Source organism: Paracoccus aestuarii (assembly GCF_028553885.1).
GTDB classification, from domain to species: Bacteria; Pseudomonadota; Alphaproteobacteria; order Rhodobacterales; family Rhodobacteraceae; genus Paracoccus; species Paracoccus aestuarii.
Window position 1 is genome coordinate 2,277,628 of record NZ_CP067169.1, and the last position, 26,622, is coordinate 2,304,249.

The 26,622-nt window shown below is 66.7% G+C and carries 22 protein-coding genes, 2 tRNA genes, 5 pseudogenes and 1 riboswitch; of the genes and pseudogenes, 13 read left to right on the top strand and 16 right to left on the bottom strand.

Translation table 11 applies throughout. The features are described from left to right. Nucleotides 1-87 precede the first annotated feature (87 nt). Nucleotides 88-1,143, top strand: coding sequence for a zinc ABC transporter substrate-binding protein (locus JHW48_RS11570; RefSeq protein WP_119886677.1), 1,056 nt, complete (start codon nucleotides 88-90; stop codon nucleotides 1,141-1,143). 165 nt (nucleotides 1,144-1,308) lie between these two features. Further along, on the top strand, nucleotides 1,309-1,485 hold the full coding sequence (gene hemP, locus JHW48_RS11575) for a hemin uptake protein HemP (protein ID WP_119886676.1): 177 nt from the start codon (nucleotides 1,309-1,311) through the stop codon (nucleotides 1,483-1,485). Nucleotides 1,486-1,541: 56 nt separating this feature from the next. On the opposite strand, the gene JHW48_RS11580 is transcribed toward hemP, so the two are convergent. Beyond that, nucleotides 1,542-2,978, bottom strand: a complete 1,437-nt coding sequence (locus tag JHW48_RS11580) for a pseudouridine synthase (RefSeq protein ID WP_119886675.1) — start codon at nucleotides 2,976-2,978, stop codon at nucleotides 1,542-1,544. Nucleotides 2,979-3,090: 112 nt separating this feature from the next. Between JHW48_RS11580 and JHW48_RS11585 the strand changes: the two genes are divergently transcribed. From JHW48_RS11585 to JHW48_RS11595, 3 genes are all read left to right on the top strand, one after another. Next, nucleotides 3,091-3,555 carry a nucleoside deaminase gene (locus tag JHW48_RS11585; protein WP_119886674.1) on the top strand — a complete coding sequence of 155 codons (465 nt, stop codon included), beginning with the start codon at nucleotides 3,091-3,093 and terminating at the stop codon, nucleotides 3,553-3,555. A 35-nt stretch (nucleotides 3,556-3,590) separates the two neighbouring features. Continuing rightward, nucleotides 3,591-3,664, top strand: a tRNA-Gly gene (locus JHW48_RS11590). Nucleotides 3,665-4,793: 1,129 nt separating this feature from the next. After that, complete coding sequence (locus JHW48_RS11595; protein WP_119886672.1) at nucleotides 4,794-4,997, top strand: hypothetical protein; 204 nt, start codon at nucleotides 4,794-4,796, stop codon at nucleotides 4,995-4,997. 19 nt (nucleotides 4,998-5,016) lie between these two features. Here JHW48_RS11595 and JHW48_RS11600 read toward each other — a convergent pair. Further along, a protein-coding gene (locus JHW48_RS11600; RefSeq protein ID WP_119886671.1) for an IS5-like element ISPaes2 family transposase occupies nucleotides 5,017-5,774 on the bottom strand; the annotation gives its coding sequence in 2 pieces (ribosomal slippage) (nucleotides 5,017-5,450 and nucleotides 5,450-5,774; 759 coding nt in all). A 238-nt stretch (nucleotides 5,775-6,012) separates the two neighbouring features. Then, the gene (copM, locus tag JHW48_RS11605; RefSeq protein ID WP_119886670.1) at nucleotides 6,013-6,414 is read right to left on the bottom strand and encodes a CopM family metallochaperone; all 402 of its coding nucleotides are present in this window, start codon (nucleotides 6,412-6,414) and stop codon (nucleotides 6,013-6,015) included. Between the two features lie 176 nt (nucleotides 6,415-6,590). Here copM and JHW48_RS11610 point away from each other — a divergent pair, with 176 nt between their 5' ends. Further along, the gene (locus JHW48_RS11610) at nucleotides 6,591-6,812 is read left to right on the top strand and encodes a small membrane protein YohP (protein ID WP_147388113.1); all 222 of its coding nucleotides are present in this window, start codon (nucleotides 6,591-6,593) and stop codon (nucleotides 6,810-6,812) included. Between the two features lie 12 nt (nucleotides 6,813-6,824). Here the strand turns inward: JHW48_RS11610 and JHW48_RS11615 are convergent, their stop codons facing one another. Together JHW48_RS11615 and JHW48_RS11620 are read right to left on the bottom strand one after the other, a co-directional pair. Next, nucleotides 6,825-9,359 carry an ABC transporter permease gene (locus JHW48_RS11615; protein ID WP_119886669.1) on the bottom strand — a complete coding sequence of 845 codons (2,535 nt, stop codon included), beginning with the start codon at nucleotides 9,357-9,359 and terminating at the stop codon, nucleotides 6,825-6,827. Further along, entirely contained in the window at nucleotides 9,356-10,036 is a 681-nt protein-coding gene (locus JHW48_RS11620) for an ABC transporter ATP-binding protein (RefSeq protein WP_119886668.1), read from the bottom strand. The genes JHW48_RS11615 and JHW48_RS11620 overlap by 4 nt, the downstream gene beginning before the upstream one ends. Here JHW48_RS11620 and JHW48_RS11625 point away from each other — a divergent pair. Beyond that, complete coding sequence (locus JHW48_RS11625; protein WP_336390886.1) at nucleotides 10,035-10,766, top strand: arylesterase; 732 nt, start codon at nucleotides 10,035-10,037, stop codon at nucleotides 10,764-10,766. The genes JHW48_RS11620 and JHW48_RS11625 overlap by 2 nt on opposite strands. A 7-nt stretch (nucleotides 10,767-10,773) precedes the next feature. Here JHW48_RS11625 and JHW48_RS11630 read toward each other — a convergent pair whose 3' ends face one another. The 3 genes from JHW48_RS11630 to tgt all read right to left on the bottom strand — a co-directional run bounded on the left by JHW48_RS11630 (nucleotide 10,774) and on the right by tgt (nucleotide 13,778). Next, the gene (locus JHW48_RS11630; RefSeq protein WP_119886667.1) at nucleotides 10,774-11,904 is read right to left on the bottom strand and encodes an iron-containing alcohol dehydrogenase; all 1,131 of its coding nucleotides are present in this window, start codon (nucleotides 11,902-11,904) and stop codon (nucleotides 10,774-10,776) included. A 12-nt stretch (nucleotides 11,905-11,916) separates the two neighbouring features. Next, on the bottom strand, nucleotides 11,917-12,387 hold the full coding sequence (locus JHW48_RS11635) for a 6,7-dimethyl-8-ribityllumazine synthase (RefSeq protein WP_119886666.1): 471 nt from the start codon (nucleotides 12,385-12,387) through the stop codon (nucleotides 11,917-11,919). 72 nt (nucleotides 12,388-12,459) lie between these two features. After that, a riboswitch (FMN riboswitch) is annotated at nucleotides 12,460-12,591 on the bottom strand. A gap of 56 nt (nucleotides 12,592-12,647) precedes the next feature. Further along, nucleotides 12,648-13,778 (bottom strand): tRNA guanosine(34) transglycosylase Tgt, encoded by a 1,131-nt coding sequence (tgt, locus tag JHW48_RS11640; protein WP_119886665.1) that lies wholly within the window; start codon nucleotides 13,776-13,778, stop codon nucleotides 12,648-12,650. Nucleotides 13,779-13,904: 126 nt separating this feature from the next. Here tgt and JHW48_RS11645 point away from each other — a divergent pair, with 126 nt between their 5' ends. From JHW48_RS11645 to JHW48_RS11660, 4 genes are all read left to right on the top strand, one after another. Then, nucleotides 13,905-14,261, top strand: coding sequence for an SUF system Fe-S cluster assembly protein (locus JHW48_RS11645; protein ID WP_042250045.1), 357 nt, complete (start codon nucleotides 13,905-13,907; stop codon nucleotides 14,259-14,261). Between the two features lie 64 nt (nucleotides 14,262-14,325). Next, nucleotides 14,326-14,697: a HesB/IscA family protein gene (locus JHW48_RS11650; RefSeq protein WP_119886664.1), complete on the top strand. Its 372-nt coding sequence runs from the start codon at nucleotides 14,326-14,328 to the stop codon at nucleotides 14,695-14,697. A 66-nt stretch (nucleotides 14,698-14,763) separates the two neighbouring features. Beyond that, on the top strand, nucleotides 14,764-15,510 hold the full coding sequence (tpiA, locus tag JHW48_RS11655; protein ID WP_119886663.1) for a triose-phosphate isomerase: 747 nt from the start codon (nucleotides 14,764-14,766) through the stop codon (nucleotides 15,508-15,510). Between the two features lie 51 nt (nucleotides 15,511-15,561). After that, nucleotides 15,562-15,638 (top strand) — tRNA-Arg (locus JHW48_RS11660). 184 nt (nucleotides 15,639-15,822) lie between these two features. On the opposite strand, the pseudogene JHW48_RS11665 reads toward JHW48_RS11660, so the two are convergent. The 5 genes and pseudogenes from JHW48_RS11665 to JHW48_RS11685 all read right to left on the bottom strand — a co-directional run. Then, nucleotides 15,823-16,104 (bottom strand): annotated as a pseudogene (locus JHW48_RS11665) (integrase core domain-containing protein); the annotation flags it as partial. 182 nt (nucleotides 16,105-16,286) lie between these two features. Continuing rightward, nucleotides 16,287-16,995: pseudogene (locus JHW48_RS11670) on the bottom strand (IS3 family transposase); the annotation flags it as partial. A gap of 37 nt (nucleotides 16,996-17,032) precedes the next feature. Next, a protein-coding gene (locus tag JHW48_RS11675) for an IS5-like element ISPaes2 family transposase (protein WP_119884594.1) occupies nucleotides 17,033-17,790 on the bottom strand; the annotation gives its coding sequence in 2 pieces (ribosomal slippage) (nucleotides 17,033-17,466 and nucleotides 17,466-17,790; 759 coding nt in all). A 63-nt stretch (nucleotides 17,791-17,853) separates the two neighbouring features. Next, nucleotides 17,854-18,297: pseudogene (locus JHW48_RS11680) on the bottom strand (transposase); the annotation flags it as partial. A 78-nt stretch (nucleotides 18,298-18,375) separates the two neighbouring features. After that, nucleotides 18,376-19,073 (bottom strand): annotated as a pseudogene (locus JHW48_RS11685) (transposase family protein); the annotation flags it as partial. A 234-nt stretch (nucleotides 19,074-19,307) separates the two neighbouring features. On the opposite strand from JHW48_RS11685, the gene lon reads away from it, so the two are divergent. After that, complete coding sequence (lon, locus tag JHW48_RS11690; RefSeq protein ID WP_119886773.1) at nucleotides 19,308-21,725, top strand: endopeptidase La; 2,418 nt, start codon at nucleotides 19,308-19,310, stop codon at nucleotides 21,723-21,725. Nucleotides 21,726-21,781: 56 nt separating this feature from the next. Here lon and pheS read toward each other — a convergent pair whose 3' ends face one another. Both pheS and JHW48_RS11700 read right to left on the bottom strand, forming a co-directional pair. Continuing rightward, nucleotides 21,782-22,864 (bottom strand): phenylalanine--tRNA ligase subunit alpha, encoded by a 1,083-nt coding sequence (gene pheS / locus JHW48_RS11695; RefSeq protein WP_119886772.1) that lies wholly within the window; start codon nucleotides 22,862-22,864, stop codon nucleotides 21,782-21,784. Nucleotides 22,865-22,937: 73 nt separating this feature from the next. Next, nucleotides 22,938-24,275: an alanine/glycine:cation symporter family protein gene (locus tag JHW48_RS11700; RefSeq protein WP_240637888.1), complete on the bottom strand. Its 1,338-nt coding sequence runs from the start codon at nucleotides 24,273-24,275 to the stop codon at nucleotides 22,938-22,940. 78 nt (nucleotides 24,276-24,353) lie between these two features. Between JHW48_RS11700 and JHW48_RS11705 the strand changes: the two are divergent. Further along, nucleotides 24,354-25,110: pseudogene (locus JHW48_RS11705) on the top strand (IS5 family transposase). A gap of 139 nt (nucleotides 25,111-25,249) precedes the next feature. Here the strand turns inward: JHW48_RS11705 and JHW48_RS11710 are convergent. Continuing rightward, nucleotides 25,250-26,602: a cytochrome P450 gene (locus JHW48_RS11710; RefSeq protein ID WP_119886770.1), complete on the bottom strand. Its 1,353-nt coding sequence runs from the start codon at nucleotides 26,600-26,602 to the stop codon at nucleotides 25,250-25,252. Nucleotides 26,603-26,622: the final 20 nt, after the last annotated feature.

Sequence of the window (26,622 nt, forward strand, 5' to 3'; positions counted from 1 at the left end):
ATATAACTTGTCCGGTTGACTTGTTACCGTGTAACACGGACAACCCCGCCATCGCAACAAACCCGCACCGACCCGAAGGAGAACCCGATGCGCAGCTCTGCATCCGTCGCCGCCATCCTGACGCTGATGGCCGCCCCCGCCCTTGCCGCCCCGCAGGTGGTCGCCGACATCGTGCCCACCGGCGCCCTGGTCCAGGACGTGATGGGCGATCTGGGCGAGGTCCGCGTGCTGCTGCCCTCGGGCGCCAGCGCGCATCACTACCAGATGCGCCCGTCCGACGCGCAGGCGCTGCAATCGGCGGATCTGGTCGTCTGGACCGGGCCGGAGCTGACCCCCTGGCTGGCCCGCGCCGCCACCAATCTAGGCCGCGGCGACCAGCTGCGTCTGCTGGAGGTCGAGGGCACCCGTCTGCGCAGCTATGCCGAGGACGGCGATCATGACCATGGGCACGATCAAGATCACGGGCATGATCACGGGCATGACCATGGGCATGACCATGGGCACGGGCACGACCGTGACCACGATCACGGGCACGACCACGACCACGACCACGCTCATGACCACAGCCTTGACCATGGGCACGACCACGATCACGCGCATGATCATGACCACGATCACACCGGCACCGATCCCCATGCCTGGCTCAGCCCGGCCAATGCGGGGCCGTGGCTGCAGGCCATCGCCGCGCAGCTGTCGGAACAGGATCCCGAGAATGCCGAGACCTATCGCGCCAACGCCGATGCCACGGCCGAGCGCATCGCCGCGCTGGATGCCGATCTGCGCGAGCGGCTGGCCCCCTTCGCCGACCAGCGCTTCGTCGTCTTCCACGACGCCTATGGCTACTTCACCGACCATTACGGCCTCAGCCCCGCGATCCCGGTCTCGCTCGGGGATGCCTCGACTCCCTCGGCCGCTCGGATCGAGGCGATCCGTGCCCAGGTCGTGGATTCCGGCGCCGTCTGCGCCTTTCCCGAATATGCGCATGACGACACGCTGATCGGCACCGTGGTCGAGGGCAGCGACGTCCGCCTCGGCGGCGAGCTGAGCCCCGAGGGCGGCGCGCTGGAACCCGGCGCCGGCCAGTACGAGGCCGTGCTGACCGCCATGGCCGACACGCTGATCGACTGCCTGCAGGGCGAATGACGCCCCCCTGAACGCTTTCCATGACGCCCATCGCGGCGGCCCCCGGCGGGTCGCCGCGACTGCGGGACTCCGCCCGGCGCAGATTCCTGACTAATTTACTTTGACAAACCTGAATCAATTTGTCAGCTTAGGGGCATCATCTTTGCCACCCCAGAGAGGTTGACCATGACCGCCACGCGACCCGCCGATTTCACCCGTCCGGGAACCTCGATCCTGGCCCGCATCCCCCAGCATGACGCGACCCAGCTGACCCGCGGGGGCAACCAGGCGCTGATCGTCCTGGACGAACAAGTCTATCAGCTGCGCATCACCCGCGCGGGAAAGCTGATCCTGACCAAGTGAAGACATGACAAGGGCCGGACCTGCGCCAGGTCCGGCCCCATGCTATCCCGACACGATCAGGGACGGCGCGGCTTGCCGCCCTTCGCGGGCGGCCCGCTGCGGCCCGAACCCTTGCCCCCCGGACCCCTGCCGCCGGGGCCGTTGCCGCCGGGACCGTTGCGCGGCCCGTCCGGCCGCGGCCCGCGGGCACCATCCGGGCGCGCGCCCTTGGGGCCGTCGCCCCGGGAACCCTTGGGGCCGTCGGGACGCGGTCCCTTGGGCTTGCCCGGCCCGCCCGCGCCGAAGGACTTGCGCCCGCCCTCGGACCCGCCGGGGCGCGGCTTGCCAAAGGGCTTGCGGGGGCCCTCGGGCGCATCACCCCGCGCGGCGAAGGGCTTGCGCCCGCCTTCCGGTGCGTCGCCACGGGCGGCAAAGGACTTGCGGCCCCCTTCGGTCCGCGGCTTGCGCGGGCCGTCGCCCTCGCCGCGCGGGGCGCCGAAGGGCTTGCGGGATTCGCCCGGCTTGCCCGCGAAGCGCGGGCGGTCCCCATCACGCGTCCCCTCACGCGCACCATCACGGGGCCCATCGCCGCGCGGGGCGAAGCTGCGCGCCGGGCGGTCGCCGTCCTCGCGCGCGGGGCGGGCGCCGTCGCGGCGGCCGAAGGCGCCGCCCTCGCGCCGGGCGAAGGGCGCGCCGTCGCGTTCGCCCGCCGCGCCGCGGGGGCGCATCGGGCGGGCCTTGTCCTCGACCTCGCCTGTCAGCAGGCCGCCCAGCTGGTCGCGCATGACCTTGCGCTTGATCTCGACGACCTCGTTCTTGTCCATCCCGGTCAGCTTGAACGGACCATAGCCGATGCGGATCAGCCGGTTCACCTGCAGCCCGACATGGGCCATGGCGCGGCGGATCTCGCGGTTCTTGCCCTCGCGGATGCCGACGGTCAGCCAGGCATTCGCGCCCTGCTGGCTGTCCAGCTTGATCTCCATCGGCGCGAAATCCTCGCCCTCGATGGTCACGCCGCGGCGCAGCGGGTCGAAGGTCATGTCCGAGGGCGTGCCGTTCACCCGCACCCGATAGCGCCGCAGCCAGCCGGTCGAGGGCAGCTCCAGCCGCCGCTTCAGCTCGCCGTCATTGGTCAGCAGCAGCAGGCCTTCGGAATTCAGGTCCAGCCGCCCCACGGTCATCACCCGCGGCAGGTCGCGCGGCAGCGCGTCAAAGACCGTCTGGCGGCCCTTTTCGTCGGATTCCGACGTGATCAGCCCAAGCGGTTTGTAATAGAGCCAGAGCCGCGTCTCCTGCGGGTCGTCCAGCTTCTTGCCGTCGACCGTGATCCGGTCGCGGGGCGAGACGTCCAGCGCCGGGCTGTCGATCCTGGTGCCGTTCACCGAGACGCGGCCCTCGATGATCAGGCGTTCGGCCTCGCGCCTGCTGGCCAAGCCCGCCCGGGCGATCACCTTGGCGATCCGGTCCTTGCCTGTATCGGCGGCCCCGTCGGGGCGTTTCGTGTCATCGGTCATGCGCATCTCCTTCGCATCGCTGCGGGGCAAAGACCGAGGCTTACGCCCTTTGCCCCCGTCCGAAAAGCCCCCATTCGCTTGCAGGCCGGGCGCAGTCGGGCCACAAGACGGCATGACGCGGTTCACATCCTTCATGCAGCAGGCCCTGGCCGAGGCGCGGGCTGCCGCCCTGCGCGGCGAGGTGCCGGTGGGTGCCGTGGTCGTGGACCCCACGGGCCGGATCGTGGCCGCGGCAGGCAACCGCACGCGCGAGCTGTCGGACCCCACCGCCCATGCCGAGATCCTGGCCCTGCGCGCGGCCTGCCGGGCGGCGGGGTCCGAACGCCTGCCCGGCCATGACCTGTGGGTGACGCTGGAGCCCTGCCCGATGTGCGCGGGGGCGATCTCCGCGGCGCGGATCGCGCGGCTCTATTACGGGGCGGGCGATCCGCGCATGGGGGGCGTGGCGCATGGGGCGCGGGTCTTTGCGCATCCCCAGTGCCATCACCGGCCGCAGGTCTATGACGGGCTGGCCGCGCCCGAGGCCGGGGCGCTGCTGCGCGATTTCTTCGCCCCCCGGCGCCAGAGCGGTGCTTGAACCCGCCGCGCGGGGGGCCTATAGAGGGTGTCAGCGCGGGTGTTGTGTAATGGTAAGACCCTAGCCTTCCAAGCTAGAGACACGGGTTCGATTCCCGTCACCCGCTCCAATAATTCATAAAAAACTATGCTATTTCAGTGCGGTAACTGCTTTTTTGTCGCACGTCGGAGTAGGCCATGGGACACTTTACCAGTCCATGCTCTCCAAAGCCGTCATCGCATCCCAGGCCATGCGCCTGCGTTCGACTCCCTTGTATAGACCTCGGAGGTCCTGGCCTGCGTATGGCCATGCACGGTCATGATCTGGTTTTGACTGCACCCTTCTTGTGCAAGCAGATGCCCCGCGGCCTTGCGGACGCCGTGAGAGGATCGGTTGTCCAAGCCTTCCTCGCGGGACTGGCGCCGAGACATTTGACCGAGAAAGTCGGAGGTCGCGAAGGGTTTTCCTTACTTGTTCATTAGGTACGTTTCGCCGATGAACGTTACGGCACGGTTTGCCTAATACAGCGGCGGCATCATCGGGATCAAGACTGTGGCCGAACCGCGCTTGGTGGGCGTCCAGCTGAGGGCCCGGACCCCTTCGACCAAGGCTTAATGCCTGCGGCCGAGGCGCAAAGCGTCCAAAATACGAAAGGCGGTGAACATAAACAGTGGCAGGGACAATGCGCGGTGATGCCCGGTTTATGGTGGTCGCGATACTTGCGCAGGTCGCCTGCTGTCCAGGGCGCCGCCCCGACGCCGCCGCGGTCAATTCGCGAAATGCCGATTGCAGGATTGACCCCACACCTCGACCAGTTTGGCGGTCGGGACCTCCATGGCATAGTCAGCATGCTTGGCGGTCATGATCTTCATGACCGATAGGCGCTTCTTCAGGGTCAGCGGCGATGTCGCGCCGCGTCCTACGGCCCGTTCCAATGCCGCGAGATGCTTGCCTGCCAGCCGTCCGACAGACCCGCGAACGCCCTATCCTCTGCCGCCGCCGCGGGGTCGCGCTTCACCCCAACACGCGCTGCCAGATAGATCTTGACAAACTGGGGGTGATCCGGCGTGGTCGACAGGGGGAATGCGATGCGCCTTGTCGCCTTCGACCCGCACCCGGTAGTGCGCCGAGCCGGATGCCAGCAGCAGCTCGCGCAGCAGGCCCGGATAAGCGATTTTTATATTCTTTAGGTCCGTGGGATCGGCTTTCTGCCATCGTTGTTCCGATCGGCCTTCGGTGCAACCTGAGTTGGCTCTGGCATGATCCTGTCGGTCCCCGCCTCGGTCACGATCTCGGCCACCAAACGCGGATCCTCGGCGCGCGCCGCGCGGATGAACCTGCGCGCTTGCCGATATGAAGAACTGGATGGGACGGCCTTCCGCATCGGTGACGGCATGCAGCTTCGTGTTCCGTTCTCGGGCGAAACGGTCCATCGGACAGTTTTTTCCTCCATCGAACCCTAGGCTCCAGACTCATTAAGTTTCACAGCCAGAACAAGACGGTTGCGGCGAGCATGATCGCTGAGAAGAACGTTTCCGGGCAGCGGTCATAACGGGTTGCGACGCGCCTCCAGTCCTTCAGACGTCCGAACATGATTTCGATGCGGTTACGCCTTTTGTAACGCCGCTTGTCGTATTTGACGACCTTCTTGCGGGACCTCCGTCCGGGGATGCAAACCTTTATCCCCTTGTCTTTCAAAGCGTCTCTGAACCAGTCAGCATCGTAGCCCCTGTCGGCCAGAAGCCACTCAGCCTTCGGCAGGCTGCCCAGCAGCGCCGCCGCGCCGGTGTAATCGCTAACCTGGCCGGCCGACATGAAGAACCCGATCGGCCGCCCCTTCGCATCGGCGACAGCGTGCAACTTGGTGTTCATACCGCCTTTGGTGCGCCCGATCTGGCGCCCGCGCCCCCCTTTTTCACCCCAAGGCTCGAGGCCGTGCGGTGTGCCGTGAGATAGGTCGCGTCATTCATGATCGTCTTGTGCTCGGCGCTCTCGGCGGCAAGGCCGACCATGATCCGGGCAAAAACCCCGTTATCGCTCCAGCGCTTCCAGCGGTTGTAGAGGGTTTTGGCCGGGCCGTATTCCTTCGGCGCGTCACACCACCGCAACCCATTACGATTGATGAAAATTATGCCGCTGAGAACGCGACGATCATCGACCCGGGGCTTGCCATGGCACTTGGGAAAGAACGGTTTCAGACGCTCCATTTGGGCGTCGCTCAGCCAGTAAAGATTACTCATCGATCAGGTCTCCTTGAGGAGCCTGAATCATGCAAAGACCGTAAGATCAATGGGTCTGGAGCCTAAGACAGTGGCAAAATGACGAAAGAGACAGACGGTCGAGGATCTCAAGACGGGGCCTGGCCGCGCGTGATCGGCTGGCCAAGGCGCTGAACGGTATCCCGGGGATCATCCCGCAAAAACCGTAAGCAAAAGCGGCCGTGACGGGGCCGCATTCATCGCATGTCTCGATGTCGGATCAACTGTCGCGTTCGGCCAGCCAGGCCTCCATCATCTCGATCTCAGCCTCCTGCGCCTCGATGACGTCTTCGGCCAAGGCGCGGACCTCCGGATCGGACCCATGCTCGAGAACGATCCGTGCCATGTCGATGGCGCCCTGATGATGCGGGATCATCCCGCGCATGAAGTCGATATCGGCGTCACCGCTGTAGTCGATGTTCATCTCGTCGTGCATTTCCGCCATGGCATCGCGATAGGCGATGGTAGACGGCGTGTCCCCTGGCTGTGCCTCTGCCATCTCTCCGTGGCCAGCGTGATCCATATGCGCCGCGCCGTGATCGCTGTGGTCTGCGGCATGCTGGGCAAATCCGGGGGCGGCGAGGCCCAGGGTGGTCATCAGGATCGGGACGAAGATTTTCATGACGCTGTTCTCCCCATTCGCGGTCCGATAGTGTCGGCGCGGTGCGCGTAAGGTCAATGAGGCTACGGAAGTGTGATCAGACGGGTCATCCGGAACAGACCAAGCCGTGAACCTCCGAACTGTGCATCAATATGTGCCAAAGTCATGCAGCATGTGCAATGCCAAGATGAAACCGCTTGACCGGACCGGCTTGGAGCGCGTCACCCGCGCGACCCCTCACTCCCTTCTTTTCCCCATGGGCCGGAACGATCGGATCGCGGATCCGTTACCCTGACGCAATCACATCGACAATCGCATCAAGGAGTTCGCTCATGTTCAGGTTTCTCGGCAGCGTCGCCGGCATCATCTTCCTCATCGGCCTGCTGGTCGTCATCGGCATCCTGTCGCTGATCTTCTGATCCCCCGCGGCGTCAGTCTTGGGCCCGCAGCACGCGGGCCGGGCGCGCCGCCAAGGGCCGCATGGCAAAGATGAGCCCTGTGGCCAGCGTCGCCACCACCCCGCCCAGAACGATCGCCACCGCGATCGGCAGGTCCAGGCGGAAGGCGACCTCCATCACCCGGGTCGAGACGGCCCATCCCGCTAGAACCCCGCCCAGCAGCGCCACGGCGCCCGCGGCAAGTCCCAGCAGAGCCGATCGCAGCGCGAAGCTGGCCAGCACGCGCCCCCGTGTCGCGCCCAAGGTCTTGAGGATCGCCGCCTCGAAGACGCGCGCGCGTTCGCCCGCGGCCGCCGCCCCGATCAGCACCACCACCCCCGTCACCAAGGTCGCCGAGGCCGCCCAGGCAATCGCCGCGGCGATGCCCGACAGGGTGTCGGCCGCCTGGTCGATCACCTCGCGCACGGGCACGGCGGTGATGTTGGGATAGCGGCTGCCCAGATCGCGCAGGATCGCGGCCTCGGCGGCGGGTTCGGCATGGACGGTCGCGATATGGGTATGGGGCGCGCCCTGCAGCGCGCCGGTGTTCAGCGCCATGACGAAGCCGATCCCCGCATCGCTGAAATCGACCTCGCGCAGGTTCGCGATGGTCGCGGTGATGTCGCGGCCCAGGATATTGACGGTCAGCGTGTCGCCCGGGCCGATGCCGATCTCGCGCGCGACCTCGGATGACAGGCTGACCACGGGCGGGCCGTCGTGATCGGCATCCCACCATGCGCCGTCGGTGATGGTCGTGCCCGGCGGCGGCTGGTCGGCATAGGTCACTCCGCGATCGCCGCGCAGCACCCAGTGATCGCCCGCGACCTCGCGCGCGGGGCGGCCATTGATGCCGGTCAGGATGCCGCGCAGCATCGGCGCCGTCTCGACCTCCGAAACTAGCGGATCGTCGCGCAGCCGCGTCAGGAACCCGTCCAGCTGGTCCGGCTGGATGTCCAGAAAGAAATAGGTGGGCGCGCGGTCCGGCAGCTCGGCCTGGATGGCGTGGCGCAGGTTCGATTCGACCTGGCCCACCGCCGACAGAACCGTCAGCCCCAGCCCGAGCGACAGGATCACCGACAGCGCCTCCTGCCGGGGGCCGCCGATGGCCGACAGCGCCAGCCGCCATGCGGGCCGGCCCCGCACCGCGCGCGACCGCGCCGCCGCCCGCGCCACGCGCCGCACCAGCAGCGCGGCCAGGGTCAGGACCAGAAAGGCCGCCAGCACGCCCCCCGCCACCGACAGGGTCAGCACCCACAGCCCCGACAGCCAGGCCGCCAGCCCCACCAGCAGCGCCACCGCCCCCAGGATCAGCGCCAGAAAGACCGGGCCGGGCCAGCCGCCCTCGCCCTCCAGATCGCGGAACAGGGTGGCGGGGCGGATGCGCCGCGACCGCGCCAAGGGCCACAGGGTAAAGACGAAGGCCGTCAGCAGGCCATAGACCGCCGCCTCGGCCAAGGGGCCGGGATAGGGGGCGAAGACCGCCGGCACCGGCAGATGCGCCGACAGGACCGGCGCCAGCGCCAAGGGCAGCGCCGCGCCGATCACCAGCCCGGCGGCGATGCCCATGACCACGACCGCCCCGATCTGCAGCAGATAGACCTGCAGGATCAGCCCGCCCGACGCGCCCAGGGTCTTCAACACGGCGATGGTCTCGGTCTTGCGGGCCAGATGGGCGCGCACGGCGGCGGATATGCCCACGCCCCCCACCGCCAGCCCGGTCAGCCCGACCAGCACCAGAAAGGCGCCGATCTGGTCGACGAAACGTTCGATCCCCGGCGCGCCCCGGCTGCTGTCGCGCCAGCGCGCGCCGCTGTCGGGAAATGCCGCGCGCCAATCCGCGACCAGCGCCTGCGGATCCGCGCCCGGCGGCAGCATCAGGCGATAGCGGCTGTCAAACAGCGTGCCCGGCGACAGCAGCTGGCTGTCGGCCAAGGCCTCGCGCAGGACCAAGGTGCGGGGACCGAAGCCGAAGCCCGCCGATCCGGCATCCGGCTCGGTCACCAGCCGCGCGGTCAGCACGAAATCCTGGGTGCCCAGGCGGAAGACGTCGCCTTGGTCCAGCCCCAGCCGGTCGGCCAGCAGCGGCGCCATGACGCCGCCCGGCAGGCCGCCGGGCTGGGGGCCCAAGGCCTCGGCCACGGGCATGGGCGGGTCCAGCTCGGCCGTGCCGACCATGGGCCAGGCCGCGTCCACGCCCTTGACCTGGGTCAGGGCGCGTTCCGGCCCCTCCGGCCCCTCGGTCACGACCATGGACCGGAAGTCGACGATCTCGGACAGGGTGGCGGCGCGATCCTCCAGCCAGGCGCGCTCGGCCGGTTCGGCAAAGCGGTAGGTCAGGCTGACCTGGGCATCGCCCCCCAAGAGCGCTGCGCCCTGCTGGGCCAGCCCCTGCTGGATCGAGGCGCGCACCGATCCCACCGCCGCGATCGCCGCGACCCCCAGGGCCAGGCAGACCAGCAGCACCCAGAACCCCCGCAGGCCGCCGCGCAGGTCGCGCCGCGCCAGACGGGCCGCCAGCGCGACGCTCATGCGGGGACCCCGTCCAGGCGGCCGTCATTCAGGCGGATCACGCGGTCGCAGCGCTCCGCCAAGGCCGGGTCATGGGTGACCAGCACCAGCGTGGCGCCGTGATCGCGATGCAGATCGAAAAGCAGCTCCATGATGGCCTGGCCGTTGGTGCCGTCCAGATTGCCCGTGGGTTCGTCCGCCAGCAGGATGGGCGGGCGCCCCGCCGCGGCGCGGGCCAAGGCCACGCGCTGCTGTTCGCCGCCCGACAGCTGGCCGGGGTAATGATCCAGCCGCGCCCCCAGGCCGACCCGGTCCAGTTCCCGCGCCGCGCGGTCGAAGGCGTCGGCCGCGCCCTCCAGCTCCAGCGGGGTCGCGACATTTTCAACGGCCGTCATCGTCGGGATCAGGTGGAAGGATTGGAACACCACCCCCATATTGCCAAGGCGGAACCGTGCCAGCCCGTCCTCGTCCATCGCGGTCAGGTCCTGGCCCAACGCATGAACCTGACCCCCGCTGGCCCGTTCCAGCCCGCCCATCAGCATGAGGAGCGACGATTTGCCCGACCCCGAAGGACCGACCAGCCCCACCGTCTCGCCCCGCGCCACCTGCAGCGAGATGCCCCGCAGGATCTGGACCGGGCCGGCATTGCCCTGCAGGGTCAGCGTGGCGTCCTGCAGGCGGATCGCGGGTTCGGCCATGGGGTCGGTCCTCTCGGTGTCGCGCCGGATGGGCGGATGGGTCGCGGCACGATATGGGCGCGCGGCCGGGAATGGCAACCGGATCGCGGCGGCGCTGGCCGTGCTGGCCCTGCCCGCGATGCTGGCCGGGGCCGCCCCTGCTGGCGCGCAGGGGATCGCGCTGACCGCCCTGGGCGACAGTCTGACGCAGGGCTACGGCCTGCCCGAGGCCGAGGGCTTCGTCCCCGTGCTGCAGGATTGGCTGCGCGAACGCGGCCATGACGTGACCGTGACCAATGCGGGCGTGTCGGGCGACACGACCGCGGGGGGGGCCGCGCGCATCGACTGGACCTTGGCCGACGGGCCCGACGCGCTGATCGTGGCGCTTGGCGGCAATGACCTGCTGCGCGGGATCGACCCGGCCGCCAGCCGCGCCAATCTGGACGCGATCCTGGACAAGGCCGGGGCGGCGGGCGTGCCGGTCCTGCTGGCGGGCCTGCCCGCGCCGGGGAATTACGGCCCGGATTTCAAGCGCGACTTCGAGGCGATGTATGTCGATCTGGCCGACCAGCATGACGCGATCCTGGTCCCCGATTTCCTGGGTCCCATCGGCGAAAAGGCCACCCAAGGCCTGTCCCTGGCCGATCTGATGCAGGATGACCGCATCCACCCCAATGCCGAGGGCGTGCGCCAGATCGTCGATGCGATCGGCCCCCGGGTCGAGGAGCTGCTAGCCCGCGCCGAACCCTGAAACCCCCTCAGCCCGCGGCGCGCATCAGCGCGCGCAGCGCCTCGGGCGGCAGGGGGGCGGGGTTCGCCTTCATCGAGGATGATGCCGCTGCGGCCTCGGCCGCCAAGGCCTGGGCGCGGGCATCGATGCCCAGATCCCCCAGCCCCGGAAGGCCGCAGGCCCGCGACCAGTCCGAAAGCAGCGCGGCGGCCTCCTCCAGCCCGGCAGCGGGCCGCCCGAAGGCCGCGCCGATCCAGCCGCCCACCTGGTCCAGCCGCGCGGGATCCGTCACCGCCCGCCGGTTGGCGATCAGTGCATGGGGCAGCAGCGCCCCGCAGATCGCCCCATGCGGCGCCCCGGTCAGTCCGCCCAAGGGACCGGCCAGCCCATGCACCACCCCCAGCCCCGCATTGGCCAGCGCCAGCCCGCCGCAAAGGCTGACCCAGGCCATCGCGTCGCGGGCCGCGGGGTCCTCGGCCTCCATCAGCCGGATCAGCGCCGCGAGGCCCTGCGGGATCGCATCGCGGCAGAGCGCATCGGTCAGCGGATTGGCCCGGGTCGAGACATAGGGCTCGATCACCTGGGTGATTGCGTCCAGCCCCGAGGCCAGCGTTACCGCCCGCGGGCAGCCATCGGTCAGGGCCGGGTCCACGATGGCCAGCCGGGGCAGCATCCGCGCGTCGCGCAGGCTGACCTTGCGCCGGGCCTCGGGGACGCCGATCACCGCGTTGCGCGTGACCTCGGCCCCGGTGCCGGCGGTGGTGGGGATGGCGACGAAGGGCAAGGGCGCGTGATCCAGCGCCAGGCCTTGGCCCACCACCTCCAGATGGTCGATCACGGGACGGGTCATGGTCAGGCAGGCGGCCAAGGCCTTGCCCGCATCGATCACCGCGCCGCCGCCCAAGGCCACGACCACATCCGCCCCGCGCGCGGCGTCCAGCGCGGCCTCGATCATCGGCAGGTCGGGTTCGCGCGGCACCGCAAGGCGGGTCACCGCACAGCCCGTCAACGCATCGGCCAGCCAATCCGCCCGGCGCCCGTCCGCGCCATGGACCAGCAGCACCGACCGCCCCAAGGCGCGGATCCGCGCGGCGGCCCCATGGGCCTGACCGCGACCGAAGAGGATCTCGGTCGCGGTGGCAAAGGCGAAACCGGTCATCGCGGCGCCCCCTCAGGCGACCGCGCTGCGGTCCAGATCGGCGACGCGGGCGCCGACCTCCAGCATCCGGGCGACGGCGCCCGCGGCCTCGGCGCCCTTTTCCACGAAATGCGCGCGATAGAAGCCGGTCAGCAGCGCCGTCTCCTGATAGTTGTGCGGCGTCAGCGAGACGGAGAAGACCGGCACGCCCGTCTCCAGCCCGGCCTGCATTAGACCCGACACCACGGCCTGGGCCACGAAGTCATGGCGATAGATGCCGCCATCGACGACCAGGGCGGCGGCCACGACGGCGTCATATCGGCCCGTCGCGGCCAAGGTCTTGGCCAGCAGCGGCATCTCGAAGGCGCCGGGCACGTCCCAGGGCTCGACCTGGGCGCCGGGCATCAGGCCTGCTGCCTCGGCCAGGAAACCCTCATGGGCTTGGTCCACGACATCGGCATGCCAGCGGGCCTTGATGAAGGCGATACGGGGGGATTTCGTCATCTGTCAGGAACCTTACGTGTGTTTCGTCAGGCCCCCAAGGCATACCACGGCATGCGCCGGGGTGGCGCAGGCAGCGGTTCTCTTTCATCCGGACTGTACCGTCGGCCCCGGAATTCCACCGGATCTGCTGACCCCTGCCTTGCGGAAGGGCGCTCGCGGGCTGTCACCGCCGGTGGGGAATTGCACCCCGCCCTGAGAACATCCCCGACATAGCGCCCCCGCCCGTCCGCGCCAAGACCGGACGCGGCGGAAAAACGGCGTCAGATCGGCTCGATGTCGCCCTCGGCCCGACGGGCGTGGAAATCGGCCACGAAATCGTCCAGCCGCCCCGCCGCGATGGCCTCGCGCAGCCCTGCCATCAGCTGCTGATAGTAATGCAGGTTGTGCCAGGTCAGCAGCATGCCGCTGATCATCTCACGCGCGCGGAAGACATGGTGCAGATAGGCGCGGGAATAGCCGGTGCAGCAGGGGCAGGTGCAATCCTCGTCCAGCGGGCGCGGGTCGTCCTGGTGGCGGGCGTTCTTGATGTTGACCTGGCCGCGCGGGGTCCAGGCCTGACCCGTCCGCCCCGAGCGGGACGGCAGCACGCAATCCATCATGTCGATGCCCCGCTGGACCGCGCCCACGATGTCGTCGGGCTTGCCCACGCCCATCAGGTATCGCGGCTTGTCCACCGGCAGGAAACCGGGGGCGTAGTCCAGCACGCCGAACATCGCCTCCTGCCCCTCGCCCACCGCGAGGCCGCCGACGGCGTATCCGTCAAAGCCGATGGCCTGCAGGGCCTGGGCGCTTTCCTCGCGCAGATCGCGGGTGACGCCGCCCTGCATGATCCCGAACAGCGCGTGCCCCGGCCGGTCGCCGAAGGCGTCACGCGACCGCTCGGCCCACCGCATCGACATGCGCATCGAGGCCGCGACCTCGGCCTCGGTCGCGGGCAGCGCGGGGCATTCGTCAAAGCACATCACGATGTCGCTGCCCAAAAGGCGCTGGATCTCCATGCTGCGTTCGGGGGTCAGGTGATGCTTGGACCCGTCCACATGGCTGGAGAAGGTCACCCCCTCCTCGGTCAGCTTGCGCAGGCCGGCCAGCGACATGACCTGAAACCCGCCGCTGTCGGTCAGGATGGGCTTGGACCAGTTCATGAAACGGTGCAGCCCGCCCAACCGCGCGATGCGTTCGGCGGTGGGGCGCAGCATCAGGTGATAGGTGTTGCCCAGCAGGATGTCGGCCCCGGTGGCGGCCACGCTTTCGGGCAGCATCGCCTTGACGGTGGCCGCCGTGCCCACCGGCATGAAGGCCGGGGTGCGGATCGCCCCCCGCGGCGTGTCGATCACGCCCGTGCGCGCCGCCCCGTCGGTGGCCTGAAGGGTGAAGTTGAAACGCGTGGTCATGCTGCCGCCCTGCCCCTTTTGAACCGCGCGCTTGTAGCGCCATGCGCCGGGGCGTGCAATGCGGCCCCCACTGGACCGCGGGCATGCGGTGCCCTATATAATCGGTCGGAATTGAAGGATGCCGCGATGACAGAACCCCTGATGGAAGGCGCGCCGCTGATCGCGCCCTCGAGCACCGATCACCCGCTCTACGAGCCGATCGTCGAGGCCTGCAAGACCGTCTACGACCCCGAGATCCCGGTCAACATCCACGATCTGGGCCTGATCTACACGGTCGAGATCAACGATGCCTCCGAGGTGCGGGTCATCATGACCCTGACCGCGCCCGGCTGTCCCGTCGCCGGAGAGATGCCGGGCTGGGTCGCCGATGCGGTCGAGGCCGTGCCCGGCGTCAAGCAGGTCGATGTCGAGATGACCTTTCAGCCGCAATGGGGCATGGACATGATGTCCGACGAGGCGCGGCTGGAACTGGGCTTCATGTAGGCCCATCTTGAACAGGGCGCCCCCGCGCGCCTATCTTGAGGGAGAACCCGAAAGGAACTCCGCCATGTTCGCCATTCCCGGCACGCCGCCCGTGTCCATCACCCCCTCCGCCGCCGCCCAGATCGCCCGGCTGATGGCGGGCAAGAACGCCTATGGCCTGCGGATCGGCCTGAAGAAGGGCGGCTGCGCGGGCATGGAATACACGATGGAGCTGGCCGAGGCCCCCGCCCCCAACGAGGAGGTCGTGGAACTGGACGGCGCCCGCGTGATGATCGCCCCCATGGCGCAGATGTTCCTGTTCGGGACCGAGATCGACTATGAGACCGGTCTGCTGGAACAGGGTTTCCGCTTTCGCAATCCCAATGTCACCGATGCCTGCGGCTGCGGGGAATCGGTGAACTTCGCGCCCTTGGAGGGCAGCCGCGCCCAGCTCTAGCGCTATCGGTGTTGCGCCCCCTGCCCGGTCTGGCTAAGCCGGTCGGGCAATCAGGGGGAGGCACTCATGGCACCGCGCAAACTGGCCGCTGGCAACTGGAAGATGAACGGCGATCTGGCCGCGATGGATCAGATCGACGCGATGCTGAACAGCGCCGAGGATGCGTCCTGCGACGTGCTGATCTGTCCCCCCGCCCTGCTGATCCATCCTATGGTCGCGCGTATCGGCGCGGGCGACCTGCTGGTCGGCGGCCAGGACTGCCATGCCGAGGCCAAGGGCGCCCATACCGGCGACATCAGCGCCGAGCAGCTGCGCGATGCGGGCGCCAGCCATATCATCCTGGGCCATTCCGAACGCCGCGCCGACCATGCCGAGACCGATGCCCAGATCCGCGCCAAGGCCGCCGCCGCCCATCGCGCGGGCCTGGTCGCGATCATCTGCCTGGGCGAGACCGAGGCCCAACGCGACGGTGGCCAGACCTTGGACGTGATCGCCGCCCAGCTGGACGGATCGCTGCCCGAAGGGGCGACCGCGGCCAACACCGTCATCGCCTATGAGCCTGTCTGGGCCATCGGCACCGGCCGCACCCCCTCGACCGACCAGATCGCCGAGGTCCACGCCCTGCTGCGCGCGCGCCTCTCCGACCGGCTGGCCACGGGCGCTGACGTGACGCTGCTCTATGGCGGCAGCGTCAAGGCCTCGAACGCGGCCGAGATCTTCGCCCTGCCCCATGTAGACGGCGCGCTGGTCGGCGGGGCCAGCCTGAAGGCCGCCGATTTCCTGCCCATCATCGAGGCCCTGGATCGCGCCTGAGGCCAATTTCGCCATTGCGCCCCCGCAGCGCTGTCTGTAATCAGACGGCAGGCACCCGTAGCTCAGCTGGATAGAGCGCTGCCCTCCGAAGGCAGAGGCCAGAGGTTCGAATCCTCTCGGGTGCGCCAATATAAACTGCGCTTGCGCGATACCGGGCTGGCCCCATATCGCCACTGGCCTAGAAACCCGCACAGAAACTACTGATTCTGTTTGCTCCGCTGATTTTGCCGGGAGCGCGGCGACTGTCCAATCTCCACACCGTGAGACACGCACCTCAACTGGTACATTCGGTTCATCTTGGGGCCAGCTTATCTAATTGTTCAGTCCCGGCATCTGTTGGATCGGATTTGGGATGAATCTGTCTGGCTCAGATGTCCAGATCTTGCGGATGTATTCGTAGGGTGTGAGCCCTCCAAGGGTCTTGAGCCGGCGGGCGAAATTGTAAGCTGCAATGAAGTCGGCGAGGTGCGCGCGCAGCTGGTCGTGACTGGCGTAGTGATAGCGCTTGAGTGTCGCGTCCTTGATCGTGCGGTTCATTCGCTCGACCTGGCCATTTGTCCACGGGTGGTTGGGCTTGGTCAGGTGGTGTTCGATACCGCTAGACCATTGTCCTCGGACCAATGGCGGACAAGGTCTCGCCCTCGCAGATCATGTCGAAGCGCATGGGCCGGGAATAAGGCGTGTTCCGGTTGCGAGGCTGCTCTGCGAACTGGATACCGTTGTCGGTCAGGATCGTATTGGACCTGCACCGGCTCTGTTCCGGTCAGGCGCTCATGTTAAGCGGCCCTTTGTTCGAAGGCCACGGGTGATTTCCAGCCGAGGGCTGAGTGTTTCCGGCGCGGATTGTAGAAGCCGTTGATGTATTCGAAGAGGGCGATCTCGACCTCGCGACGGGTTTGCCAGTTGCGGCGCCAGACGAGTTCGGCCTTGAGCGACTTGAAGAAGCTCTCGACGGCAGAATTGTCATAGCAGTTGCCCTTCCCGCTCATCGACACCTTGAACCCGTGCTTGCGCAGCAGCTTCTGATAGTCGTGAGCGCAGTATTGCGACCCGCGATCCGTGTGATGAATGCAACCTGGCGGTGGCCTCCGGATCGCGATCGCCATGTTCAGGGCCCGCAAGGCCAGATCCTGCTTCATGCGGTTGCTGATGGCCCATCCCACGACCCGCCTTGAGAAGAGATCGATGATCACGGCCAGATAAACCCGCCCCTCGCGCGTCCAGAGTCGCCATTGTTGCGCCATCGGTCCGAGCGACAATGGCGACGGTGATGTCACCAGCCCCCTTCTGGTTCGGCCCGCTCGCCGTGAAATCCTGCTGCAGGAGATTGGGCGCGATGTTGAAGGCGTGATCGCTGTCGGTGGTGCGCCTGAACTTTCGGCTGCGAATGACCTGGATGCCGTTCTGGCGCATCAGACGGCCCACACGGCGCTGGCCGACGCGGATGCCCAGCTCGTTCAGCTCCTCGGTCATCCGTGGTCGGCCCTAGCTGCCCAGGCTTAGGCTCCAGACTCATTAAGTTTCACAGCCAGAACAAGACGGTTGCGGCGAGCATGATCGCTGAGAAGAACGTTTCCGGGCAGCGGTCATAACGGGTTGCGACGCGCCTCCAGTCCTTCAGACGTCCGAACATGATTTCGATGCGGTTACGCCTTTTGTAACGCCGCTTGTCGTATTTGACGGCCTTCTTGCGGGACCTCCGTCCGGGGATGCAAACCTTTATCCCCTTGTCTTTCAAAGCGTCTCTGAACCAATCAGCGTCGTAGCCCCTGTCGGCCAGAAGCCACTCAGCCTTCGGCAGGCTGCCCAGCAGCGCCGCCGCGCCGGTGTAATCGCTAACCTGGCCGGCCGACATGAAGAACCCGATCGGCCGCCCCTTCGCATCGGCGACAGCGTGCAACTTGGTGTTCATACCGCCTTTGGTGCGCCCGATCTGGCGCCCGCGCCCCCCTTTTTCACCCCAAGGCTCGAGGCCGTGCGGTGTGCCTTGAGATAGGTCGCGTCATTCATGATCGTCTTGTGCTCGGCGCTCTCGGCGGCAAGGCCGACCATGATCCGGGCAAAAACCCCGTTATCGCTCCAGCGCTTCCAGCGGTTGTAGAGGGTTTTGGCCGGGCCGTATTCCTTCGGCGCGTCACACCACCGCAACCCATTACGATTGATGAAAATTATGCCGCTGAGGACGCGACGATCATCGACCCGGGGCTTGCCATGGCTCTTGGGAAAGAACGGTTTCAGACGCTCCATTTGGGCGTCGCTCAGCCAGTAAAGATTACTCATCGATCAGGTCTCCTTGAGGAGCCTGAATCATGCAAAGACCGTAAGATCAATGGGTCTGGAGCCTAACCGATGCTGATCGCGGATATGAGCCAAGAGCACCATGTCGCGCCGCTGGCGATGCGATGGAGGCCGGTGCTTCCAAGCATAAAGCCCGCGTTCCGAAACTCCCATCAGGCGGCACAGATGGCTACGGGTCAGGGGGCCGCGATACTCGTCAATATGCTGAAACTTCGCGGCTTTTGAGCCGCGAAGAACATCGCCGTTTTTTTGGCACCTCCCTCTCCTCCCGGAGAATGCGGTTCTCTTTGCGAAGCCGCTCGTTCTCGCGCAGAAGACCGGCACCCTGCGAGGGCACCTTGGCTTTCTCCGAAACCGCCCGAACCCACTTGCCGAGCGTCGAAAGCCCGATCCCCAAATCCAGACGCAACCTGACGCCGTGTCAGGCCACTGGTGAGCGCGATGCGAACCGCATCCCGCGTTGAACTCGTCGCTGTGTATCGCTGCCATATCCGGTCTTCTTGATGGCGACTATCGCTCTCAAAAGACCGGAACGAAACCGATGCAGGTCCAGAATGGTATGGACCTGATACGATGAGGCGACCCGCCGAATGCTTCGAGCATGCGCTGCAAGAGTTCCCAGGCTGTCTTCCTGTCTGCCTTGTCGACGAGCTGGGTGACGGCAAACTTGCTCGTGCGGTCGATGCCAACGAACAGAAAGAGCTTGCCCTCAGCGGTCTGCACCTCGGCGATGTCGATGTGAAAGAAGCCGATGGGGTAGCGTTTGAACTTCTGCCGCTTCGGTTTGCTGCCCTCCACGTCAGGCAGCCGAGAGATGCATTCGTCATTGGGCTTGAACCGGTGGCGCCGCAATGGCTCATCGCTGCAGACACCGATGGAGCGCTGAGCGTGTCACGTGCGGGATGGATGGCTGCAGGGCATAGAGGCGTTCTGCGCTACAAACGATCCCCCGGATCGTTTGCTTCACGCTTGAACTCCCGCGGCAGCAGCGTGTGCCGTCGGAAAGCGACGATGGTCGCCTCCTCAGCCTCGGTCAGGATCGTCGAGCGCGGTTCCTTTTGGCCCGGTCTTGAGGTCCTCGACCGTCTGGCGCTTGCGCCACTTCGCAACCGTCTTGGGATTGATCCCAAGATCCCGGCTCAGTTGCGCGCGCGAAGCTTGCGATCATTCGGGCCAGGCCCTCGGACCGATGGCGAGCCGGCCCTCATTATTGCAGCTCTTACGGCAAGCGTGGTCATGGCGCTCCCGTGACGAACTCGTCCCATAATGCTTCCTTCCATTCCCGCGAAAGGATCGCACCATCAAACCGTGGGATCAAACAACTAGCTGTATCGTCTATATAATGTGGGCCTACATGTCCCCCCCCCCCTCTGAGTATCGGGATATGTTGCATTCTTTTCGTCATATTGAACGCGGACCCTGACCGACCTAGATTGGGGCGATGCAGGGGCCGCGCGTCGCCATGACGGGGCCGCGGCTTCGGGCAGAAAGGAAAGAACATGACGGAACTGACCACATCCACCTATCCGGTGCTGCCCCTGCGGGATATCGTCGTCTTCCCGCACATGATCGTGCCGCTCTTCGTGGGACGCGAGAAATCCGTCCGCGCGCTGGAGGCGGTGATGGAATCGGACAGCCCCATCCTGCTGGCAGCCCAGAAGGACGCCTCGGTCGACGAACCCGAGGAGGACGGCATCTTCCGCACCGGCGTGCTGGCCAATGTGCTGCAGCTGCTGAAGCTGCCCGACGGCACCGTCAAGGTGCTGGTCGAGGGGCGTGAGCGCGTCGAGATCACCGAATTCCTGCCCCATGACGACCACTTCCTGGCCGAGGCCCGCGTCTTGGACGAGACCTTGGGCGACGAGGCCACGGTGACGGCGCTGGTGCGCACGGTCACCGATGAATTCGAACGCTATGTGAAGGTCCGCAAGAACATCCCCGAGGAGGTCGTGACCGCCGTCGCCGACGCGACCGAGGCCGGAAAGCTGGCCGACCTGGTCTCGGGCCATATGGGGATCGACCTGGCACGCAAGCAGGACCTGCTGGACACGCTGGAGGTCGCCGCGCGGCTGGAGAAGATCTATGGCCATATGCAGGGCGAGATGTCCGTCCTGCAGGTCGAGAAGAAGATCAAGTCCCGCGTCAAGACCCAGATGGAGAAGACGCAGCGCGAATACTATCTGAACGAGCAGATGAAGGCCATCCAGAAGGAGCTGGGCGACGGCGAGGATGGCCAGAACGAGCTGGTCGAGCTGGAGGAGAAGATCGCCGCGACCAAGTTCAGCAAGGAGGCCCGCGACAAGGCGGAATCCGAGCTGAAGAAGCTGAAGTCGATGTCGCCGATGTCGGCCGAGGCGACGGTCAGCCGCAACTATCTGGATTGGCTGCTGTCCCTTCCTTGGGGCGTCAAGTCGCGCACGCGCAAGGATCTGGGCCGGGCCGAGGCGATCCTCGATGCCGACCATTTCGGGCTGGAGAAGGTCAAGGAACGCATCGTCGAATATCTGGCCGTGCAGACGCGCAGCCAGAAGCTGAAAGGCCCGATCCTGACGCTGGTCGGTCCTCCGGGCGTGGGCAAGACCTCGCTCGGCCGGTCGATCGCCAAGGCGACGGGGCGCGAATTCATCCGCATCTCGCTTGGCGGCGTGCGTGACGAATCCGAGATCCGCGGCCACCGTCGGACCTATATCGGGTCGATGCCCGGCAAGATCATCCAGGCGCTGAAGAAGGCCAAGACGACCAACCCGCTGATCCTGCTGGACGAAATCGACAAGATGGGCCAGGATTTCCGCGGCGATCCGGCATCCGCCATGCTGGAGGTTCTGGATCCCGAACAGAACGCGACCTTCGTGGACCACTATCTGGAGGTGGAATACGATCTGTCGAACGTGATGTTCGTGACCACGGCCAACAGCTACAACATGCCGGGCCCGCTGCTGGACCGGATGGAGATCATCGGCCTGTCCGGCTATACCGAGGATGAGAAGCGCGAGATCGCGCGCGGCCACCTGCTGCCCAAGCAGATCGCCGCGAACGGGCTGCGCAAGGGCGAATTCACCGTCACCGACGAGGCCCTGACCCATGTCATCCGCTACTACACCCGCGAGGCGGGGGTTCGGTCGCTGGAACGCGAGATCGCCAAGCTGGCCCGCAAGGCCGTGACCGAGATTCTGAAGGGCGGCGTCACTTCGGTCGAGATCACCCCGGAGAAGGCCGAGGCCTATCTGGGCGTCCGGCGCCACCGCTACGGCCTGGCCGAAAAGGAGGATCAGGTCGGCGTGGTGACCGGTCTGGCCTGGACCTCGGTCGGCGGCGACCTGCTGCAGATCGAGGCGCTGAAGCTGCCCGGCAAGGGGCGGATGAAGACGACCGGCAAGCTGGGCGACGTCATGAAGGAATCCATCGACGCGGCCTCCAGCTTCGTGCGCTCGGTCTCGCCCGAGATCGGGGTCCGTCCGCCGGAATTCGACAAGCGTGACATCCACGTCCACGTCCCCGAGGGCGCGACGCCCAAGGACGGGCCGTCGGCGGGGATCGCGATGGTCACCTCGGTCGTGTCGGTGATGACCGGCATCCCCGTCCGCAAGGATGTGGCGATGACGGGCGAGGTCACGCTGCGCGGCAATGTGCTGGCGATCGGCGGTCTGAAGGAGAAGCTGCTGGCCGCGCTGCGCGGCGGCATCAAGACGGTGCTGATCCCGCAGGACAATGAAAAGGACCTGACCGAGATTCCCGACAACGTGAAGGAAGGTCTGACCATCATCCCCGTGGCCAATGTCCGCGAGGTCCTGCGCCACGCCCTGACCCGCCAGCCCAAGGCGATCGAATGGGACGAGGCCGCCGAGGAGGCCGCCGAGGCCGCCCGCCTGGCCGCCCAACGCGGCACCGAAGGGCATGGCAGCACGGTCGCCCACTGACCGTCCAGACAGCGAAAAAGGGCCGGGAAACCCGGCCCCTTTTTCATATTCGGCGATCAGCGGCTGAGACCGCCCGCAAGGCCCGGCACGTCACCCGCCGCAAAGCCGTAATGGCGCAGCCAGCGCAGGTCGGATTCGAAGAAGGCGCGCAGGTCGGGAATGCCGTATTTCAGCATCGCGATGCGGTCGATCCCCATGCCGAAAGCAAAGCCCTGCCAGTGGTCCGGGTCGATCCCGCCCGAGCGCAGCACATGCGGATGCACCATCCCCGAGCCCAGGATTTCCAGCCAGGAATTGCCTTCGCCGATCTTCAGCTGGCCACCCTCCCACGAGCAACGGATATCCACCTCGGCCGAAGGCTCGGTAAAGGGGAAGTGCGACGCGCGGAAGCGCAGCTCGACCGAGGGCACCTCGAAGAAGGCGCGGCAGAATTCCTCCAGCGTCCATTTCAGATGCGCCATGCTGATGTCGCGGTCGATGGCCAGGCCCTCGATCTGGTGGAACATCGGCGTGTGGGTCTGGTCCATGTCCATGCGATAGACGCGGCCTGGCGCGATGACGCGGATGGGCGCGCCCTGGTCCTGCATGGCACGGATCTGGACGGGGCTGGTATGGGTGCGCAGCACATGCGGCGGGCGGTTGTCGCCCGGCGCGCGGTGCATGAAGAAGGTGTCATGTTCCTGCCGCGCGGGATGTTCGGGGGCGATGTTCAGCGCGTCGAAATTGTACCAGTCGGATTCGACCTGCGGCCCTTCGGCGACGGCAAAGCCCATATCGGCGAAGATCGCGGTGACCTCGTCGGTGACCTGGCTGATCGGGTGGATGGACCCCTGACGGCGCGGTCGGCCCGGCAGGGTCACGTCCAGCCATTCGTCCCGCAGCCGCGCATCCAGCGCCGCATCCTCCAGCGACAGCTTGCGGGCGCGGAGCGCGGCGTCGATCTCGTCGCGGATCTGGTTCAGCGCCTTGCCGGTGGTCTGGCGCTCCTCGGGCGACATGCGGCCCAGTTCGCGCATCTTGAGGCTGATCTCGCCCTTCTTGCCAAGGGCGGCCAAGCGGACCTCCTCGATCGCCTGCGGATCGGCGGCGGCGGAAATGCGGTCAAGCCATTGCTGGCGCAGGGGGGTCAGGTCGTCCATCGCGGGCCTCTTTCACGTTGCGCCCGCGTTAGCATGGCCGGGCGCGCGGGAAAAGACCGCGCGCCCGCACCTGTCATTTCCAGATGTCGGGTTTCACGCCCGGCGCGATGCCGGGGTGGTCCGCGATGTGGAACTGCGGCTCCTGGCCCAGCTTGCGCTGGCGCAGATAGTCGCGGGTCACATGCGCGACCGTGCCCGACAGGGCGACGATGGCGATCAGGTTGATCGTGGCCATCAGCCCCATGCTGGCATCGGCGAAATCAAAGACCGTGGCGACCGCCTGCAGCGACCCCCACAGCACCATCCCCATCGCGGCAAAGCGCAGCACCATGATCCCCGGCTTGCCCGCGCCCAGGAAGACCAGCGAATTCTCGGCATAGGAATAGTTGCCGATTATCGAGGTGAAGGCGAAGAAGAAGATCGCGATGGCGATGAAGATATGGCCGAAGGGCCCGAAATGATCGGAGAGCGCGGCCTGGGTCAGGTTCACGCCGGTCAGCTCGTCCGTGGGGATCACGTCGGCCAGCAGGATCACCACCGCCGTCGCGGTGCAGACCAGGATCGTGTCTATGAAGACGCCGAGCGCCTGCACGAAGCCCTGGCTGGATGGGTGATGCGGGTTCGGGATCGCGACCGCGGCGATGTTGGGGGCCGACCCCATCCCCGCCTCGTTTGAGAACAACCCGCGGCGGATGCCGTTCATTATCGCGGCCATGACGCCGCCCGCGACACCGCCCACGGCCTCTTGCAGGCCGAAGGCGCTGCGGATGATGCCCATCAGGATGCCCGGCACCTCGTTGAAATCCATGATCAGAACGATAACGGCGACCAGCAGGTAGATCCCCGCCATGACCGGCACGATCAGCTGCGCGACCTTGGCGATCTGCGGGATGCCGCCAAAGATCACCACGCCCGCGATCAGCGCGACGCCCAGACCCACCAGGCCCGCATTGATGCCAAAGGCCCCTTCGACCGCCTGCGCGATGGAATTGGCCTGCACCGCGTTGAAGACCAGGCCGAAGCTGATGATCAGCGCCACCGCGAACAGCCCCGCCAGCCAAGGCAGCCCCAGCCCGCGCGAGATGTAATAGGCGGGCCCGCCCCGATACATCCCGTCCGGCCCATGCACCTTGTAAAGCTGCGCCAGCGTCGATTCGGCATAGGCCGTGGCCATGCCCACCAGCGCCACCATCCACATCCAGAAGATCGCGCCCGGCCCACCGAGGGTCAGCGCCACCGCGACGCCCGCGATATTGCCGGTGCCCACGCGGCTGGCCAGCGACACGGACAGCGCTTGGAACGGCGAGATGCCGTCGCGGTCGGTTTCCCCCGAGCCGCGCACGCAGCGCCACATCTCGCGGAAATGGACAAACTGGATCAGCCCGAGACGGGCCGTAAAATAGATGCCCACGGCCAGCAGGCCTTAGGCTCCAGACCCATTGATCTTACGGTCTTTGCATGATTCAGGCTCCGCAAGGAGACCTGATCGATGAGTAATCTTTACTGGCTGAGCGACGCCCAAATGGAGCGTCTGAAACCGTTCTTTCCCAAGAGCCTGGCAAGCCCCGGGTCGATGATCGTCGCGTCCTCAGCGGCATAATTTTCATCAATCGTAATGGGTTGCGGTGGTGTGACGCGCCGAAGGAATACGGCCCGGCCAAAACCCTCTACAACCGCTGGAAGCGCTGGAGCGATAGCGGGGTTTTTGCCCGGATCATGGTCGGCCTTGCCGCCGAGAGCGCCGAGCACAAGACGATCATGAATGACGCGACCTATCTCACGGCACACCGCACGGCCTCGAGCCTTGGGGTGAAAAAGGGGGGCGCGGGCGCCAGATCGGGCGCACCAAAGGCGGTATGAACACCAAGTTGCACGCTGTCGCCGATGCGAAGGGGCGGCCGATCGGGTTCTTCATGTCGGCCGGCCAGGTTAGCGATTACACCGGCGCGGCGGCGCTGCTGGGCAGCCTGCCGAAGGCTGAGTGGCTTCTGGCCGACAGGGGCTACGACGCTGACTGGTTCAGAGACGCTTTGAAAGACAAGGGGATAAAGGTTTGCATCCCCGGACGGAGGTCCCGCAAGAAGGTCGTCAAATACGACAAGCGGCGTTACAAAAGGCGTAACCGCATCGAAATCATGTTCGGACGTCTGAAGGACTGGAGGCGCGTCGCAACCCGTTATGACCGCTGCCCGGAAACGTTCTTCTCAACGATCATGCTCGCCGCAACCGTCTTGTTCTGGCTGTGAAACTCAATGAGTCTGGAGCCTAGATCAGGACATAGCCCCAGAAGATATTATTAAGAAAATCGATGACGGCGATCATTGCGCGCTCCGCTGCCTGCATTTGGTGCAGTCTGTAACAGGCGCGTGAGATGGCGCAAGCATCTTAGCGGCGGCGGACCTTCAGCCAGACCCCGCCTTGGGGCCGCAGGGTCAGGATCATGCGCGGCTGCGGATCGCGGCCCGCAATACGCTCGAAGCGAAAACGCGCCAGCAGGGTGGCCAGAATGATCACCGCCTCCTGCAGGGCGAAGCTGGCGCCGATGCAGATGCGCGGCCCCGCGCCGAAGGGCAGGAAGGCATAGCGGTCCGGCGCAGTCAGAAAGCGGCCCGGGTCGAAGGCATCGGGCCGGTCCCACAGCAGGTGGTGGCGATGCAACGCATAGATGGGCAGCATGACCGTGTCGCCCGGCAGAACCTCGCGCCCGCAGAGCCTGTCCGGCGCCTGCGCGGTGCGCGACAGGAAGGCCGCCGGGGGATAGAGGCGCAGCGCCTCGTTCACGATCCGCATGGTCAGGGGCAGCGCGCCCAGATCGGCGGCGGTGGCGGCGCGGTCGCCCAAGGCGCGGGCAGCCTCGTCATGGGCGGCCTCCTGCACGGCGGGATCGAAGGCGCAGAGATAGAGCGCCCAGGCCAGCGTCAGCGCCGTCGTCTCGTGCCCCGCCACGATGAAGGTCAGCAGGTTGTCGCGCAGCTCGTCGCGGTTCATCGCGCGGCCGGTCTCGGGGTCCTGGGCGTCCAGCAGCAGGTCCAGCAGGTCCGGCGGGCCGTCCTTCTCGGCGGCCCCGGCACGCTCGGCGATGGCCTGATCCGCGATGCCCTTCATCCGCTTCAGCCCCAGACCCGCGAACAGCCGCCCCGGACGCGGCAGCCATCCGGGCAGCCCCATCACATCCATCAGCGAGATCCGCGCGGTCTGGGCGATATAGGCGTCGATGGCATGATGCACCGCGTCCCGGTCGAACCCGCCCTGCCCCGAGAAGGTCACGTCCGAGATCACCTCGAAGGTCGCGGCCACGGTCTCCTCGAACAGATCGACGGGGCCGGTCGCGCCCTCCAGCCGGCGGCAGGATGCCTCGGCGGCGGCGGTCATGACCGGGCCCAAGGCCTCGACATGGCGTTGGGCAAAGGCGGGGGCGGCTGCGCGGCGCTGCCAGCGCCAATGCGCGCCCTCGGCCACGAACAGGCTGTCGCCGATGGCGGGGTTCAGGATCAGCTTGGTGGTGGTCGATTTGGGATAATCCTCGACCTTTTCCTTGAGGATGCGGCGCAGGCTCTCCGGGTCCATGACCATGTGCCAGCGCAGCCCTGTCTTGCCCGACACGATGGGCTGGCGGGTGGCGATGGCGGGGATCAGTTCCAGCACGTTGCGCCGCGCCGTCATGGCCGTGCCCCACAGGCCAAGGGGCCGGGTGGCCAGCGGCACCTTGGCGGGATCGGCAGCGGGCAGATCGAACATCACGTCCCCTTTCGCGCGGT